Consider the following 16600-nt stretch of genomic DNA (forward strand, 5'->3'; position numbering starts at 1 on the left):
GACTGCGCTCGAACGCACCATTAATAATGACTCAAACGACTTATAGTCAATTAACTATGATTAATTTTTAGTACGTATTTAACTACTGACCTCTGTAAATGTTTACAAAAAAGTTTTTAGTGAATTTATATCGACTCCTTAAGAGTCGTACTTAAAAACTACTGACATTTTCATAGTGTGCGACTCCTCTGGAGTCGGCAAAACACAACTTTATCTGTTTTTTATAAACGTATGATGCCTATTGGCATCAACAAACATCTCAAAATACCTAATGGTTATAATTTAAAAAAGATAACAGAAATTAGTTTTATTAAATACTTAGATTGGTTTTCTAATTAACACCAGCAAGTCCCAATAATTATAGGGACTAAAACCTCGCAGAATAACTTACACCTGTCATAATCGAAGTGCTATTTACTAGATTTAGTTTGATAATACCCTCTTATCACAAATACAACAATTATAAAATAGATGATATACCTCACAAAATGAGCCATTACAATACCTTCCGTGCCATAATACTGAATAAATACTTTTGAAAGCACAAAAAACAAACCTAGCGAAATCACTTCGGTAATGACAAAGCTTTTAACCATACGTTTAGCTAGAAACTGATGCGATAACACCAACGCTCCCAACCTAATAAAATCGCCTAATAATTGCCATTTAAATAAAGGTTCCATTCCTGTAAATTCAGGATAAATAAATCGGATGATATACTCTCTTAAGAGATAGACCAAAATCATTCCTAGACCAAAAATGGGTAGAATGGTTTTATAAATATTGAGTACTTCTGTCTTAAAATCGAGTTTATTATGGATGCGTGCAAATTTTGGTAGCACATATAAGGTAAATAATCCTGTAGCAAACACCATATAATTTTTTGAAATAAAGGTGACTGCTGTCCAATAACCAGCTTGGTCTCTATCGAGCTCATCGGTGATCAAGGTTCTGATATCTAGCTCGATATAATTCAACAAAAAGGTAGAGACAAAAGACATTAAGGTAAATGCCAACAACTTATTTTTATAAATAAAACCAATACTGAGCGATCTAAATGGTACATAAGATTTTAAGATTTTACCGAACACAAAAGCCAGAACGACTAACTGAATCACTGGTGCTAAGGCAATGGCAATAAGCGCTCCTTTTAATTCTGACGTGTAAAGCCCAATAACAAGTGCTACAGTGGCTAAAAGGTAACTGATTAATTCAATTTTAGCATAGCGTTTATAGTCTGACAATCCGCTAACCACACCATTTACAACACGACCAATAGCGATGAAGGGAATAATTACAGCCAAAAACTGAAACACAAAAACATAGTCTTGCGAACTAAATACATAGTGAGACAAAAATGAGGCTCCAAAAAACAAGACCAATGCAGAACACAAGGATCCTATAGCAACAAAAATAGTAACGGTAGAAAATACTTTGGACAATTCTGGTTGATCGTCTTTAAATTCCGATACATATTTTACAACTCCATTAAATGTGCCTAGAGTAGATATGCTCGATAACATAGCCATAACGTTTCGTACTTGTCCAATACTAGCAATACCTGCTGCACCAACAGTTGTAGCAAGCAACCATTGCATAAATCCAGAAATCACTAACCTAATAGTAATAACCACAGCGTTAAGCGATGTGATTTTAAGCACCGTATTATTACTAATAAATTTTGGAAGTTTCAATTTTCAGTTGTTGGTTGTTGGTTGTTGGTTGTAAATAGACTAATTATTTTTCTCTACTCCTTCATTATCTAAGACACCAAATAGAGAACTACTAAAGAGTAATAATATTATTCCGAAATACATAAAATAGCTTAAACAATGTCCCATTACAGCTCCTTTCACTCCGAAATCATCAATAAGAAATAGGCTTGAAAAATACATCATAACAAATAGAAACACCTCTAAAATCAGAAAATGTGTAAACATCTTTTTTGCTAAAAACTGATAGGCTATGACCATAGAAAGCACACGCGCAATATCTCCTAAAATTTGGTACCCAAATAAATCTTCCATAGGTCTAAAATCTTCGGTAAACAAAAGATTAATAAGTACTGATCGACTTAGATAAACCACTAATAAGATTGCTAAAAATGCAGGCATTATGGTTTTATAAAAGCTAAAGACTTCTTTTCTAAATTCAATTTTAGAATTAATTTCAGTAAAACGTGGTAAAATATAAAGTGCCATTAAAGAATTAAAACCCATAAGGTAATAATCGGACACTCTTGTCATAGCTGTCCAATAGCCTGCCGACTTCATACCAGTTTCTTCAATGAGATAGTTTCTAATAAGAATCATTACAATTGGCATCGCCACAGTGCTTACCAAGGCCATAATCATGTAAGGACCAAGTTTATTGATAATATTAAAACTTACCTGGGTGATTTTTATAGAAGATACTAAGCTTCTTCTAAAAGCAATACCGACAATAGTAATTAGCAAATTAAGTGCTGGTGTAATCACTATAGCGATTAATGCTCCATCTATATTTTCTTGATATATGAGCAGTAAGGTGACTAAAAGTCCTAATACCTGACCAAGACTATTAATAAGCAAAAGGTATTTATGCTTAGAAAATCCATTCATAATGGAAAAAATGAACATATTTAACGCATATAATGGTAAAACCACAGCGAGCATCTCAATAACATATACGTAGTTGTAATTTGAGGAAAAAATAAACCCATTAATCCATGCTGCATTATAATAACACAAAAACGCTAAAAGTACAGAAGATAAAAAACCAAAATAAAAAACCGTCGATAAGGTTTTGGTTAAAGCAAGGGCGTCATTTTTAACCTGACTTATAAATTTCACTACCCCTTTATAAAGTCCTGAAATTGCTAAAGATTGAATGGCACTTAAAAAATTTCTCAAATTTCCGATCAGCGCCATACCTTGAGGTCCAATATAAACCGCAATAAACTTAGAAACGAGAATGCCTGCTATAATTCTGAGACTGATATTAGTAACGTTAATTCCCGCAGCTTTTACTAAGACTTTGTTATTTATGTAATTAAAAAGTTTTTTCAATTAGTAAGTATTTACAACGTCTATAACGGTTTTAACCTCTGCATCTGTCATTACAGGACTTACTGGCAAACTTATAATTCTTTTATGAATCTGTTCTGTTAGTGGCAAATTAAAATGCGAAAATGCTTGTAAAGCTTCTTGTTGGTGTGGTGGAATTGGGTAATGGATTAAAAACTCTATTTTATGTTTATTGAGAAACGAAATAAACGCGTCTCTATCTTGAACCTCAACCACAAACGCATAAAAGACGTGGTTTTTAGAACCATCGTAAAAAGGTCGTTTTAATTTTGGATTGGTAATACCATTTAAATAGGCTTTTGCGATGGATCGTCGTCGTTCATTATCCGCATCTAAAGTCTTCAACTTGATACTTAAAAAAGCGGCTTGCATATCATCTAGCCGGCTATTAAACCCAACGATTTTATTAATGTACTTTTTTTCACTTCCGTAATTTCGTAATAGTTTTATTTGTTCAACTAATTCTGAATCATTGGTTGTTACTGCTCCTCCATCACCAAGCGCTCCTAAATTTTTACTTGGGTAAAAACTGAATGCTGCTGCGTTTGAAAGGTTTCCTGCTTTGGTTGAAGACGAATTCGAAGACGAAGACGAAGATGAAGATGAACTTGAAGATGTGTCGCTCGTCATTGGGCTTACATTTAAAACTGCTCCATGTGCCTGAGCTGCATCTTCAATTAAAATAAGTTTGAAATCTTCTGCAATTTTTTTAAAATGTGCCACATCTGCTAATTGTCCGTACAAATGCACCATAATTAAGGCTTTGGCTTCCACAAACAATTTGGTGTCTGTATTTGCAGAAATGGTGTACGTGTCAGCATCTGGCTCTACTAAAACTGGTACTAAATCTGCATGTAAAACGGAAAGAACAGAAGCCACAAATGTATTGGCAGGCACAATAACCTTATCGCCTTTTTTTAGTTTTCCTAGTTGAATATAGCCTTTTAATATAAGGGTAAGTGCATCTAATCCATTTGCTGTCCCAACACAATATTTTGTACCACAATAGGCTGCAAATTCATTTTCGAAATTGGCGACATTATTTCCTAGAATAAAATGCGCATCGTCTAACGATTTACTGAAAGATGCTTGAAATTCTTCTCTAAAACGATTATTGATTTTATGTAGGTCTAGAAACTTTATCATATCACGTCTATTTTATAAAAATTTTGATAAAAAACAGTACAACCTAACTCTTGTTTTTGTTTTAGCAATCCTTCGTTGTAACCTTCAGATTTACTAGTATCTCTGACTGTTCCCATTGAAAAAAAAGTTTTTCCTTCTTCTTTAAATTTATTAATTAGATGAATAAATAAAAACTCTAACGCACGTTCATGCTGACCTGCGATAGTTGTAGCTCCATACTGTGATTTAACCACACTACCTTTATCAAAAATAGTGATACCAGCTAGAATTTTTCCATCTAAATAAATATTAAACTGTCTAATCTGATTTGGAAAGATAGACTTTAAACTCATAATTTCCTTTAAAGAATGCACAGGTACTGTATTATGTTTTTCTTTTAATCTAGGTATTAGTACCTTATTCCAAAAAATATCCAAACTTGATTCTTCCTTAATTTCAAAACCTCTATTTGTGTTTCTTCTAAAATGTTTTAATTTAGTTTTATGAATATGTAATGCTGCACTATAATCAATAGCTAAGACCATATCCGTTCTAAACTTATCTGCATTAATGCTAACAAGATAATCTGACACAATATTTGTAGGATTCTTTTTATAAAAGTGTGGCAACAATTTTAACTCTAAATAGTTAATTTCTTCTGATTTTAAAAATTGAAATAAACTCTTAAAAATCTCATCTACTTCGAGCGTATTTAATTCTTTACACATTATAAACCCTCCATACGTTAAACCTTGATGAGAAAATAGTATGTTCTTTGAGATATTTGCTGGTAATAAGACAACTAAATTGTCATTTTTATAAATCAATAAAGAACCATCTTTGAATCTATCGCTATGGTAATCCATAAATTCGCGTTGAAACAAAAAGGTATCCTGGTTACTTTTTTTTACAAAAGTATTCCAGAGTTCTTTATCTGAGGGTTGATATGTTTTAACGTTATAAATGTTTTGGAAATTTTGAAATAATTGACGTGAAAATACAAATTTTAGAACGCTTTAAGATGCACCTTTTCGCATTAAACTATATTTTCTTTAGAACAATTAATATTTGTAGCATCCACAATATAAAGGGGTCTATCTTTTACGTTTACGTTAATTCTGCTGATGTATTCACCAATAACACCTACAGATAGCAGCTGAATACCTCCAATAAATGCCGCACTGATAATTAAAGAGGTCCAACCTGTAATGGTTTGTTCTAAAGCAAAATGCGCAAATATAGCATAGACGATAAGTAGAAATGAAAAAATAGAAATTACGAAACCTAAACGGCTCACAAACAGCAGTGGTTTGTCTGAAAAACCTGTGATACCATCAAAAGCTAAACGCATCATTTTACTGTAAGTATAGCCTGATTTACCATGCTTTCTTGAATCTCTATTATACAAAACATACGACTGTTTAAAGCCTAACCATGCGATTTGTGCTCTTAAAAACTTATTCTGTTCTGGCATACTATTAATTGCCGACACTACTTTTTTAGATACTAATCTATAGTCGCCTGCATCTAATGGAATTTCAAATGAAACTAAATTTTTTAGTAACCTATAATACCATTTAGCCGTAAGTTTTTTAAGAAAAGATTCACCTTCTCGTTTGTTTCTTTTAGCATACACGACATCAAATCCTTCTTTATATTTCGCGAATAATTCCGTAATTAATTCTGGTGGATCCTGTAAATCAGCATCAATAATTACAGTACATTGAGCACTACAATATTCTAAACCTGCCGAAACAGCTATTTGATGTCCGAAATTGCGACTAAGATTTACATAAAAAACGTTTGAATCTCTTTCAGAGATCGACTGTATTTTAGACATGGAATCATCAGTACTACCATCGTTAATAAATAAAATCTGATAGCGGTCTGTTAAGCTATGAACCGTTTTGTGTAACCTCTCATAAAGTGCATCTAAATTTTCAGACTCGTTATAAACCGGAATTATTATGGAAATTTCGTTGTCTTGCATAATCGTATCTTAAAACGCAACTAATATAATCTAAATCAATTAGCTTTATTAATTTCTTCCTTAGATTGATAAACGTTAAAATAAGAATTACTCCAAACAATACGATAATTATTTCGCTCTAAAAAAGCATTCATAATAGCATTACGCTCATTACTGTGAAAATTACTATTTTCTTTTTGGGTTGACATAAAATCAGTAATTGGTTCTGAAAAACTATAAATAGTTTCAAATTTTTGTTGCACGACTACTGGTAATACAGGAATTTCTCTTTCTGCTTTCAGTAGTTTTTTTTCAAATGAATTATAATCATAAATCCAAACCCATGGATTGTACATATATGGCTTAGTCTCCGTTAAAAAATGAAGCATTGGTATACGATCATAAACCATTAAATAATCATCTGGCTCAATAAATTGATCTAAGTTTAATAACAATTCATTGGTGATTTTAGCGCGTCTTTCTGTTGTATATATACCTTTTGCCAAAGGACTATTAATAGTATATGTTTTTTGAAATCTGCTGCCTAAGTCAAAGTATGATTGTTGAGAAATAGTATAAGTTTTAAGCATTAAAAATGAAACTATAATGGGAGACAAAAAGAACTGAATTACTTTTTTTTCTGGCAGAAATAAAAATTTATTTTTTATAACTTTAGAATCTTCAAAAAACAGATTTAAATTATTTACCACATAGAAAAATAAAGGCAGGCTAATCCAAATCGCCATGTAACCGCTATTTTTTATACCACCTCCAGTACCGAGAGAAATAGTCACTAAAGTTATTAAAGACAAAAGTCCTAGATACTTTATTTCCGTTTGCACTTTTTTTAACCCAATAATCATTATACTGCCTAGTAAGCATAAACAATAAATTGGATATATATTTTGAGTATTAAACCAGTACCCAAACAATAAAACTGTCAGTATATAAATACTTATAGTACTTATTTTATTGTTTGGTATGATACGTTTTAGTCCATAGAGTGTAATTAAGATCACCAAAAGCTTTAACGCTTCAATAGAAATGCTTCTATAATTATAGTAAGGAGCTTTAAAAATAGATTTAAAATTATGCGAGCTATTCTCTGTTTGACCCAAATCGCCAATAGTAAAAAGTGCGTTTTGCATAACATCTACTTGACCTAGTGACCATAATGTGAGATACACTATAAGTAATCCTAAAACAGAACCTATAGCCAAAAAACTCATAGGTTTAACCGCCTTTAATAAAGACTCTTTTCTTAAATAAGAGGCATAAGGAATCACTAGGATTAATGAAAATAGCACCAGATTTGGGATTCGAGTAAAAATATTAATACTGAGTAAAAATCCTGCTGTTAGATATAACAATGTGCGGTCTTTAATCACCGCTTTATGCAATACAAAAATTATCAAAACTGCCATAAACGCAGTTAAATGATTATGGTAAAACGTTAAATAGCCATAATCATTAACAAAGACGACCATAACCAAGGCTAACAGTAAAAAATAGTGATTAATGTATGGTTTTAGCAACTTAAACGTGATACAAAACGCTGATGTATTTACCAGTATTGTCAGCAACCTAAACCATAAAATACCACCATCTTCAAAAAGTTGGTACCAGAGTCCACCAACAATACCAGCAAACCAATAAAGAAAATTATATTCAACACTTTCTGGGTTTGTGAAAATTTGTTGATAGAAGGTTAAAACAAAACCATCATCACATACATCAAAGCCCTGAAATGCTAATAACAGCTGTAAAAGCACCACAATAACTAAAGTGATTTTAAATATATGATTTTGAAAATGGAAGACGCGATTCATTGCAGTTGAACCTTTTAATTTAAAGAGTTTTAGTAAAAATCAAATATAACATCTTATTTAATGGTTATTCTATTAATTTTGTACCAATAAAAATCAGAAAGAAGACGTGCCAAACAACCTTGATCCAAGAAATATACTTAGTCACCCAATTATTTACACCACCTATCAAAAAATTGTTGGTGGCTATAGAGCCCGTAAACTTTTTGTAGAAAAAAACGTTGCAATAAAACCAGGACAAAAAATTTTAGATATAGGATGTGGTCCTGGTGATATATTAGAATTTTTACCTGATGTAGATTATACCGGAATTGATTTAGATGCCAATTACATAGCCCAAGCTAAAAAAAAATATGGTAACAAAGGACACTTTAAGTGTGCAGGAGTTGACAACCTGGACTTAACAGAAATACATACGTTTGATATTGTAATTTCTGCTGGAGTTTTACACCACTTAAATGATAAGCAATGTTTTAATTTATTCAATATTGCAAAGAAAGCTTTAAAGCCAGAGGGTCGGTTTGTATCTTTTGATGGCTGTTATATTCCTAATCAAAATAAAATATCGCAGTATTTTTTAAAAAAAGACAGAGGTCAATTTGTGAGAACTCAACCAGAGTATGAAGCCCTTGTAAAATCTTGCTTTACCAATGTGAATGCGACCATAGATGAAACTTATTTTTATATTCCTTATACCTCAATAATATTAGATTGTAGAAATTCTTCAACGTAATCATCAAAATAACTTTCCGTTGTGTCGGTTAAGTATTAAGCTTAGGTTAATCGTTTTACTCTTTTTCAAAAACTACTTGGCCTGACGAATCGATTAATTTATAAACACCAAATGGCGCGTTCTGCTTTATGATTTGATAACTGCCATTGTCTTCTAAATTATTTAAATAAGTTTCATTTTCTGATAAATGAGAAAATAAAACTCGAAAGAGATTTACATTACTCTTAGGGTTATCCTGAAAGTGTTGTGTTTTATTACCAGACCATTTTATAGCCAATAAAGAAGAAAAAATAGAATTAACTAAATCTGGATTTTGCTGTTTATTATAAACCTCTTCAGCAGCTTCTAAACCAACATAACCTCCATGATCGGAGATTAAAACAATAAGACCATTTTCGTCATGTAAACTTATGGTTTCAATCATTTTCCTAAGCCAGGTATTGCTCTCTTCTAGCCTTTTAAAATAGGCAATACGCTCACCCTCTACTCCCTTACTTTTCGATTTTAAATTTTCAATATGTGTTGGTAAAATCTTTTCAATAAAAAAGAAATTATTAGTTTTTTTATTTGAGGTAATTAAATGTGCTAACGTGTCAAGCGGTTCTTTACCTTTCCATGTATTTCCTAGATAAGACATTGTATTGTAGTTATAATTTAAAACATCTACATCTTGCTTTGGCCTATTAATAATTATATATGGATAATCTAAAAGCATAAACGTTTTATAATTATTATTTTTTAGTATTTGCATGGCATTATTCTTTCCTGCCAAACTTTTCCGATAATCATAGTATGAGGTCTTCGCGCTAGTAGGTTCCAGAAAAAAATGATGTTTCATTGCAAACATAGACGCATTGGAGGTTAACGTAGAGAAATAATTACTCCTGTGATCGCTATAAATTTCAAAATTATGACCTTTTAAAAATGTTTTAAACGCTCCGTTATCGTAGTTGTAAGGCTCTTTATTTAATGCTGAAAAATTGGCATAACCATCTGGTTGAATAATATAAATATTAGGTTGCTTTACAAATTTCACGTCAGCTATGGTATCTGGCAATTGCTCCCAATCATCAGAATAACTAAAATAACTAAAGCACTTGGGTATTAATAATAAGATTGTAAAAATTATCATAACCCACTGAAGTAACACAATTTTTTTTAGAAACTTAGAAATAATAAACATCAGGCCTAAAGCCGAAATACCCAAAATCACTAAGTATAGTTTTGTAATTCCAATGGAAATCAAAAGTATTAAAGCACCAAAGGTAAAAAGGTTTAGACCAGCTAGGGCATGCGCTTTAACAGAATGAAAAATGTCAAATTTATTTACAATGTAGTATGTAAGATTAAAAAGAAGAATAGGGATAAAGACAAACAATGCTAAAAACCAAATGAATTGTAACCAGGAATTAGCCATAAGTAAATTATTATTATAATAATAAACTAATGGATATAGACCTGAAGCGATAGCGACAAGAGTTGGATATTGCTTATTACTTTCTAAGTAAAGTGCTAACCATTTTTTTAATTTTGAAATCATGATACTTTAAATAAATAGAGTACACGCTCAGAATTTTCAATAATTATTTTTTCTACTACTTCAAAATAAACACTATAAGCTTTCTCAAAATTCCCGATGGTATAAAACTCAAAATGATCCTTAAAATCTGCTTTATTATTTAAAAGACGTTGCACCCAAGAATCATTTCTTTTTGGAAATTCAATAATTAAATGCTCAGAAAAAGAACTAAAAAACTTAGCAGATTCGCTAAAAGGCACATTACCTGATAACGACATATGATGTATTACTGCTAGAGCTAAAGTGACCTGTGGAGCGAAATCTTTAATTCGATTTATAAACGAATCGCGCTCTACATTATTTAAGCCAATAGCTGCTGAAGGGTTTAGAACATCTAACACAAATGGTAGCATAGTCTGTTCCTTATTTAATTTTTGGGTTTTGTGATTAAAATCTACAGCATTATTATCTATGTCGCAGACCAAAGCTGTTTCTAAGGCACTATCAAGCTTTCTTACAAATGTACCGTCGTTGCCACCAACATCTATTAAACGTGAGGGTTTCAAGTTTTTTACCCAACCATTTATAATATCTGATTTTTTAATAAAAGCCGCATCTGTATAATTGGTCTTAGTGTAGTAATTTCCCCATTCAGAATGTTCCTTCAACTCTAAGTCTTTAATGTAATCGTAGAGACTTTTAATAATATTAAGCTGCCCTTTTTTAGACAAAGTGGCTTTTTTAGTTTCACCTTTATAATCTTCATTATGCTGATCTTCTAGCTTTGCTAAAAGATGGATATTTGAATACAAAATAGGACTAAGCTTGGTTTTAAAAGGCAACATAGAACTAAGCATTTTTACAGGAATCCCATCAATAAAATTGCTGAGTAGTTTTAATTGCTGAGCACCATGATAATGCGCTAATACCAATGGCCCAAAAAAATGCGTTATAAACTGTTTATAAGCGCGCCATGGTGAATTCTCCTTGTAAAAATCAAAGGATAAAGTATCTATAAATAGCGCTTTACCTTTGTGAAAAGTAATATTAAATGCTGAAGCATCTTTTAAAGAAAATCCTTTTTCTAAACTATATTTTTGCAGTTTTAAGGTTAGTAAAGCCGCTTCTTTATACATGTTAAAACTCCACTCGTACGGATAGGTTATAAAGGGAATTTTTTCTGCTTTTATAATAATTTGGTCAGTAGTACTTTCAACTTCCTCGTGTTTAATCAATAACCCATTTTCGAACAATATATTATAAAAACCACTATCGGTTAGTGCCTGATATTGCTTAAAATAAATAGGGTTAATTCGTCTTTTTATATCTCCATTCTCGATATAAACATAACCTGAAGGATCTCTAAATGAAGACGGATGCGCGTTTTTAACGTCCACTAGAATCTTGATTTTCTATATCTGAATCTTTAATTTCAATATCGTCAAAAACGTCGTCTTCAAGAGGCTTAGAAAGCCCTAAAAACAACTTTATTTTGTACATTAAATTTTTTGAAAATAGCACAAAACCTGCTACAGCAGCGACAATTGCTTGAATAATCATAGCACCTAAGCCTGGATCGAAATAAAGTAAAGGCATCTTTGGTTTTTTGTAAAGATAGAAAACTTAAAATATTATGTTCATTTTTTAAAAATAAATAAGCTCGTGTAACTCAGAAAATTAAGACTTAACCAAAAAAAAGAGAAACACTTTTCAGCATTTCTCTTTTCAACTTTATAAATAAAATATCTTATTAAATTTTATTACGCTTACGATCTACTTCTTTTAAGTAAACTTTACGCAATCTTAATGAGTTTGGTGTCACTTCAACATACTCATCTTTTTGTATGTACTCTAAAGCTTCCTCTAAAGAAAACTTAATAGCTGGTACAATCTTAGCTTTATCATCTGCTCCAGAACTACGGACATTACTTTGCTTTTTAGCTTTCGTAATGTTTACAGACATATCATCTTGGCGAGAGTTTTCTCCAATCACCTGACCTTCGTAAATATTTTCACCTGGCTCTACAAAGAACTTGCCTCTATCTTGTAATTTATCAATAGAATAAGGAATTGCTGTACCGTTTTCCATAGAAATTAAAGATCCTGAAATACGACCAGGAATCTCACCTTTCAATGGCTGATATTCTTTAAAACGGTGTGCCATAATGGCTTCACCTGCTGTGGCTGTTAGTAGTTGGTTACGTAAACCGATAATACCACGAGAAGGAATCATAAACTCACAAATCATACGCTCACCTTTGGTCACCATACTTAATAACTCACCTTTACGCTTGGTTACAAACTCAACCGCTTTTCCAGAAACTGTTTCAGGTAAATCAATGGTTAACTCTTCAATTGGTTCGCATTTAACACCATCAATTTCTTTGATGATTACCTGTGGTTGTCCTATTTGAAGTTCGTAACCTTCGCGACGCATCGTTTCAATTAAAACCGATAAGTGCAAGACACCACGACCAAAAACCATAAACTTATCTGCTGTATCAGTTTCACCTAAACGCAATGCTAAGTTCTTTTCTAATTCTTTTTCTAAACGATCTTTAATATGACGAGACGTTACAAACTTTCCATCTTTTCCAAAGAAAGGAGAATCGTTAATCGTAAACAACATGCTCATTGTTGGCTCATCTATCGCAATCGATTTTAAACCCTCAGGATTTTCTAAATCAGCAACCGTATCACCAATTTCAAAACCTTCAACACCAACTAATGCACAAATATCTCCTGTTTGAACACTTTTTACTTTCTTACGTCCTAAGCCTTCAAAAATGAAAACTTCTTTAATTCTACTTTTTATAACAGATCCATCTCTTTTTACTAAAGCGATTTGTTGTCCTTCTACAATAGTTCCTCTCTGTACGCGACCAATTGCAATACGACCTGTAAATGAAGAGAAATCTAAAGATGTAATTAACATTTGTGTTGTACCTTCTTCAAAAACTGGAGTTGGCACATGCTCAATCACCATATCTAATAATGGCTCAACGTTATCTGTTTCGTTTTTCCAATCGTCACTCATCCAGTTGTTCTTTGCAGAACCGTATACTGTTGGGAAATCTAACTGCCATTCTTCTGCACCAAGCTCAAACATTAAATCGAAAACCTTCTCGTGCACCTCATCTGGTGTACAATTTTCCTTATCCACTTTGTTAATTACAACACAAGGTTTTAAACCTAAATCAATCGCTTTTTGCAAAACGAAACGTGTTTGTGGCATTGGGCCTTCAAAAGCATCTACCAATAGTACAACACCATCAGCCATATTTAATACACGCTCTACTTCACCACCAAAATCGGCGTGACCAGGAGTATCAATAATATTAATTTTAGTGTCTTTGTATACAACAGAAACGTTTTTAGAGGTAATTGTAATGCCTCTTTCGCGTTCTAAATCATTATTATCCAAAATTAAATCTCCAGTGTTTTCGTTTTCGCGAAACAACTGACAGTGATACATAATCTTATCTACCAAAGTAGTTTTTCCGTGATCGACGTGTGCAATAATTGCGATGTTTTTGATATTAGCCATAACTTATGCTGATTTTAAGCGTGCAAAGGTACATCTAATTCTACTCATTTCGTTAATAATATGTTATAATTTATTTTTGAAGAACGATCCCTTTGTATCTTGGGTTAATGAATTGAATTACAGTAAAAAGCCTATCCTAAGAAACCAATCGCTAATTGGGCTTTTCTCTACAAAACTTAAGGTTTTCGTCTTAACTACTTAAAATTAAAATGATGGATATAATTAGCAAATACACCAAATACATTCCTTACCTCTATTTCTTGTCTGTTATTGTGTATTGGTTTACGAACTTTAATAAAATGGAAGGTATTTCTGCCTACCCTATTTTACTTTTTGGCATTCCTTTTTTATGGCAATTGATTAAACCGAGTAGACAATTAAATTTTTCATTAGGTATCGTCTTCGTCTGTTTGTCGTCTTATTTAATTTTAGCTTATTTATCTAATTTACTTCACATTATTCAATGGTCTGAATCGTCTAAAAACATACTTTTTTACGGAGGTCTTTTAGTGATTGGTAATTTTATAATGTCACTGTGGATTGTTCGAAATAGTATTAAGAAGGAATTTTAAGAAAAACGACTTAAACCAAGACAGAAGACCTAAGACGAAAATCCGTAAAGTGACTATTTAAATTACGTGTCGTCTATTCTTCAACAAACCATCCAGAATCGTATCTTTGTCACTTAACTTTTAAGTCGAAAATTTTGATAAGCATTCCAAAATTAAAACATACCCAATCTAACAACTTCTTTTTGCTTTGTGGTCCTTGTGCCATTGAAGGCGAAGACATGGCCTTACGCATTGCTGAAAAAGTAATTACAATTACAGATAAACTTGAAATTCCATACGTGTTTAAAGGCAGTTTTAAAAAAGCCAATCGTAGTAGAATTGATAGTTTTACAGGTATTGGCAATGAAAAAGCTTTGAAGATTTTAAGAAAGGTTTCTGAAACCTTTGATGTACCAACCGTTACAGACATACATGAAGCCTCTGATGCTGCCATGGCTGCTGAATATGTTGATGTTTTACAAATTCCTGCATTTTTGGTAAGACAAACCGATTTAGTTGTTGCTGCTGCAAATACAGGGAAAGTGGTCAATTTAAAGAAAGGACAATTTATGAGTCCGGAAGCCATGAAACACGCTGTACAAAAAGTAAAAGATGCAGGTAACGAACACGCTTGGATTACAGATCGCGGCACCATGTTTGGCTACCAAGATATGATTGTAGATTTTAGAGGTATCCCAACCATGCGCCAATTTGCACCAACGGTTTTAGATGTAACGCATTCTCTGCAACAACCCAACCAAAGTATTGGTGTTACAGGCGGACGGCCAGATATGATTGAAACGATTGCCAGAGCCGGAATCGTAAATCATGTAGATGGCCTTTTTATTGAAACCCATTTTGATCCTGCAAACGCCAAAAGCGATGGAGCTAATATGTTGCATTTAGATAATCTGGAAGGTTTGTTAACTAATTTGGTTGCTATTAGGAAAACCATCAATAGTTTATAGTATTAGTTTGAAAAACCAAATAGAAATAAGAACCGCGACTTTAGAAGATATTCCAGAAATCACATCGATTTTTAGAGATACAATTACGCATATAAACTCGAAACATTATTCCGAAAAACAAATTATGATTTGGGCTTCTGGTGCTGATGCTATTGAAACTTGGGAAGAACGCATTAGCAAACTTTATTTCATTGTTGCTAAAATTGAAAACATCATCGTCGGTTTTGCCTACTTAAAAAATGGTAATTATTTTGATGGCTTATTTGTTCATAAAGATTACCAGCGCCAAGGCATTGGGTCTAAATTATTGCGGATTATAGAATCGCAAGTTATGATGAATGATTTTGAAGTCATTAAATCTGACGTCAGTAAAACTGCACTTCCGTTTTTTGATAATAAGTATTATGATGTTATTAAGAAACAAAAGAAAACAGTTAAGGGAGTGGTTTTTGAGAATTATTTGGTTGAAAAAATATTTTAAGTCTTAATCTAAATTCACTAGAACCTCATTTTAATTTATTCTTTAACAAATGCCTTTATTCCAGCCCTAACTTCAATATCTAAATAATTAATTCGAGGGACAATAGGACAGGAAAACTTTTCATTATACACACAATAAGGATTGTAGGCAGAATTAAAATCGATTTCCATGATGTTTCCCTCAGGAATTCTTAAATCTATGTAACGTCCTCCTCCATAGGTTAAATTACCATTGGTATGGTCTAAAAAAGGCAAAAAAAGATAATCCTCAAAACCTTCAGTCGTCAGCATCTCTTCGCCTTGGTAAACATTTAATTGAAATGTTTTGCCCTTCAGTTCAAAAGTCAAAACACCAAAAATGCGCTCTTTAGATAAACGGTCAGTGGTTGTTTTCATATTAAACCATTCTGTATCTGGAGTGCGTTTTAAAGTCGCAGTCACCACAAAAGTAGAATCGTAAACAAAAAAGTCTAGACCCTTAAAATTTTTTAAATCTCTAGATTTTAAAGGTGATTTTGATGCGTCCTTAAATTCAGCATTCATTTTTAGTTGAAATGGTGTTTCGCCTAGAATCGGCTTTTTATGCTCACCACAACTTACCAAAGATGTTACAATTAATAAGGCAACTAAAATTCGCATAATTCTACACTTTAGAATTCAAAAATACGACTTATCCATCTTTTTGTTTCATGAGGTTAAAAAATAAATAATAGGATTTTTTAATTTGAATTGATTTCAATATTTTACATCATTTAAAGGCTTATTGCATTAAGAAATTCTGTTTCAGCCTTCAATCAAAAATTTTGAATTCCTAATT

At 32.1% G+C, this 16600-nt stretch carries 15 protein-coding genes; 4 read left to right on the forward strand and 11 right to left on the reverse strand.

Annotated features, from left to right (window positions below; genetic code table 11):
- Nucleotides 1-410: 410 nt before the first annotated feature.
- The 6 genes from AB8B52_RS00635 to AB8B52_RS00660 form a co-directional block, all read right to left on the reverse strand.
- Nucleotides 411-1694: an O-antigen translocase gene (locus tag AB8B52_RS00635; RefSeq protein WP_406024203.1), complete on the reverse strand. Its 1284-nt coding sequence runs from the start codon at nt 1692-1694 to the stop codon at nt 411-413.
- Between the two features lie 39 nt (nt 1695-1733).
- Nucleotides 1734-3047, reverse strand: a complete 1314-nt coding sequence (locus AB8B52_RS00640) for an O-antigen translocase (RefSeq protein WP_406024205.1) — start codon at nt 3045-3047, stop codon at nt 1734-1736.
- Nucleotides 3048-4211, reverse strand: coding sequence for a DegT/DnrJ/EryC1/StrS family aminotransferase (locus AB8B52_RS00645; RefSeq protein WP_406024207.1), 1164 nt, complete (start codon nt 4209-4211; stop codon nt 3048-3050).
- Nucleotides 4208-5017 (reverse strand): FemAB family protein, encoded by an 810-nt coding sequence (locus AB8B52_RS00650; RefSeq protein WP_406024209.1) that lies wholly within the window; start codon nt 5015-5017, stop codon nt 4208-4210. Before AB8B52_RS00650 ends, AB8B52_RS00645 begins: the two co-directional genes overlap by 4 nt.
- Before the next feature lie 209 nt (nt 5018-5226).
- Nucleotides 5227-6180 carry a glycosyltransferase family 2 protein gene (locus AB8B52_RS00655; protein WP_406024211.1) on the reverse strand — a complete coding sequence of 318 codons (954 nt, stop codon included), beginning with the start codon at nt 6178-6180 and terminating at the stop codon, nt 5227-5229.
- A 35-nt stretch (nt 6181-6215) separates the two neighbouring features.
- On the reverse strand, nt 6216-7988 hold the full coding sequence (locus AB8B52_RS00660) for a hypothetical protein (RefSeq protein WP_406024213.1): 1773 nt from the start codon (nt 7986-7988) through the stop codon (nt 6216-6218).
- A gap of 106 nt (nt 7989-8094) precedes the next feature.
- Here AB8B52_RS00660 and AB8B52_RS00665 point away from each other — a divergent pair, with 106 nt between their 5' ends.
- Nucleotides 8095-8718: a class I SAM-dependent methyltransferase gene (locus tag AB8B52_RS00665; protein ID WP_406024215.1), complete on the forward strand. Its 624-nt coding sequence runs from the start codon at nt 8095-8097 to the stop codon at nt 8716-8718.
- Nucleotides 8719-8773: 55 nt separating this feature from the next.
- Here AB8B52_RS00665 and AB8B52_RS00670 read toward each other — a convergent pair whose 3' ends face one another.
- The 4 genes from AB8B52_RS00670 to typA all read right to left on the reverse strand — a co-directional run bounded on the left by AB8B52_RS00670 (nt 8774) and on the right by typA (nt 13784).
- Complete coding sequence (locus AB8B52_RS00670) at nt 8774-10258, reverse strand: hypothetical protein (protein WP_406024217.1); 1485 nt, start codon at nt 10256-10258, stop codon at nt 8774-8776.
- Complete coding sequence (locus AB8B52_RS00675; protein WP_406024219.1) at nt 10255-11634, reverse strand: class I SAM-dependent methyltransferase; 1380 nt, start codon at nt 11632-11634, stop codon at nt 10255-10257. The genes AB8B52_RS00670 and AB8B52_RS00675 overlap by 4 nt, the downstream gene beginning before the upstream one ends.
- Entirely contained in the window at nt 11624-11833 is a 210-nt protein-coding gene (locus AB8B52_RS00680; RefSeq protein ID WP_406024221.1) for a hypothetical protein, read from the reverse strand. Before AB8B52_RS00680 ends, AB8B52_RS00675 begins: the two co-directional genes overlap by 11 nt.
- 154 nt (nt 11834-11987) lie before the next feature.
- A complete protein-coding gene (typA, locus tag AB8B52_RS00685; protein WP_406024223.1) occupies nt 11988-13784 on the reverse strand; it encodes a translational GTPase TypA in 1797 nt (598 codons plus the stop codon).
- A 209-nt stretch (nt 13785-13993) separates the two neighbouring features.
- On the opposite strand from typA, the gene AB8B52_RS00690 reads away from it, so the two are divergent.
- The 3 genes from AB8B52_RS00690 (at nt 13994) to AB8B52_RS00700 (ending at nt 15784) form a co-directional block, all read left to right on the forward strand.
- On the forward strand, nt 13994-14356 hold the full coding sequence (locus AB8B52_RS00690; protein WP_406024225.1) for a hypothetical protein: 363 nt from the start codon (nt 13994-13996) through the stop codon (nt 14354-14356).
- A gap of 131 nt (nt 14357-14487) precedes the next feature.
- Nucleotides 14488-15303, forward strand: coding sequence for a 3-deoxy-8-phosphooctulonate synthase (gene kdsA / locus AB8B52_RS00695; RefSeq protein ID WP_406024310.1), 816 nt, complete (start codon nt 14488-14490; stop codon nt 15301-15303).
- Between the two features lie 7 nt (nt 15304-15310).
- Entirely contained in the window at nt 15311-15784 is a 474-nt protein-coding gene (locus tag AB8B52_RS00700) for a GNAT family N-acetyltransferase (protein WP_406024227.1), read from the forward strand.
- Between the two features lie 35 nt (nt 15785-15819).
- Here AB8B52_RS00700 and AB8B52_RS00705 read toward each other — a convergent pair whose 3' ends face one another.
- Nucleotides 15820-16422: a DUF1684 domain-containing protein gene (locus AB8B52_RS00705; RefSeq protein WP_406024229.1), complete on the reverse strand. Its 603-nt coding sequence runs from the start codon at nt 16420-16422 to the stop codon at nt 15820-15822.
- Nucleotides 16423-16600: the final 178 nt, after the last annotated feature.

The sequence above is a fragment of the Winogradskyella sp. genome (assembly GCF_045105575.1).
Classification (GTDB): domain Bacteria; phylum Bacteroidota; class Bacteroidia; order Flavobacteriales; family Flavobacteriaceae; genus Winogradskyella.

What these genes read in the sequence shown, in the direction of transcription:
- AB8B52_RS00655 (WP_406024211.1), bottom strand. Translation starts at nt 6,180, where the DNA reads ATGCAAGACAACGAAATTTCCATAATAATTCCGGTTTATAACGAGTCT.
- AB8B52_RS00660 (WP_406024213.1), bottom strand. Translation starts at nt 7,988, where the DNA reads ATGAATCGCGTCTTCCATTTTCAAAATCATATATTTAAAATCACTTTA.
- AB8B52_RS00670 (WP_406024217.1), bottom strand. Translation starts at nt 10,258, where the DNA reads ATGATTTCAAAATTAAAAAAATGGTTAGCACTTTACTTAGAAAGTAAT.
- AB8B52_RS00690 (WP_406024225.1), top strand. Translation starts at nt 13,994, where the DNA reads ATGATGGATATAATTAGCAAATACACCAAATACATTCCTTACCTCTAT.
- typA (WP_406024223.1), bottom strand. Translation starts at nt 13,784, where the DNA reads ATGGCTAATATCAAAAACATCGCAATTATTGCACACGTCGATCACGGA.
- AB8B52_RS00680 (WP_406024221.1), bottom strand. Translation starts at nt 11,833, where the DNA reads ATGCCTTTACTTTATTTCGATCCAGGCTTAGGTGCTATGATTATTCAA.
- AB8B52_RS00645 (WP_406024207.1), bottom strand. Translation starts at nt 4,211, where the DNA reads ATGATAAAGTTTCTAGACCTACATAAAATCAATAATCGTTTTAGAGAA.
- AB8B52_RS00705 (WP_406024229.1), bottom strand. Translation starts at nt 16,422, where the DNA reads ATGCGAATTTTAGTTGCCTTATTAATTGTAACATCTTTGGTAAGTTGT.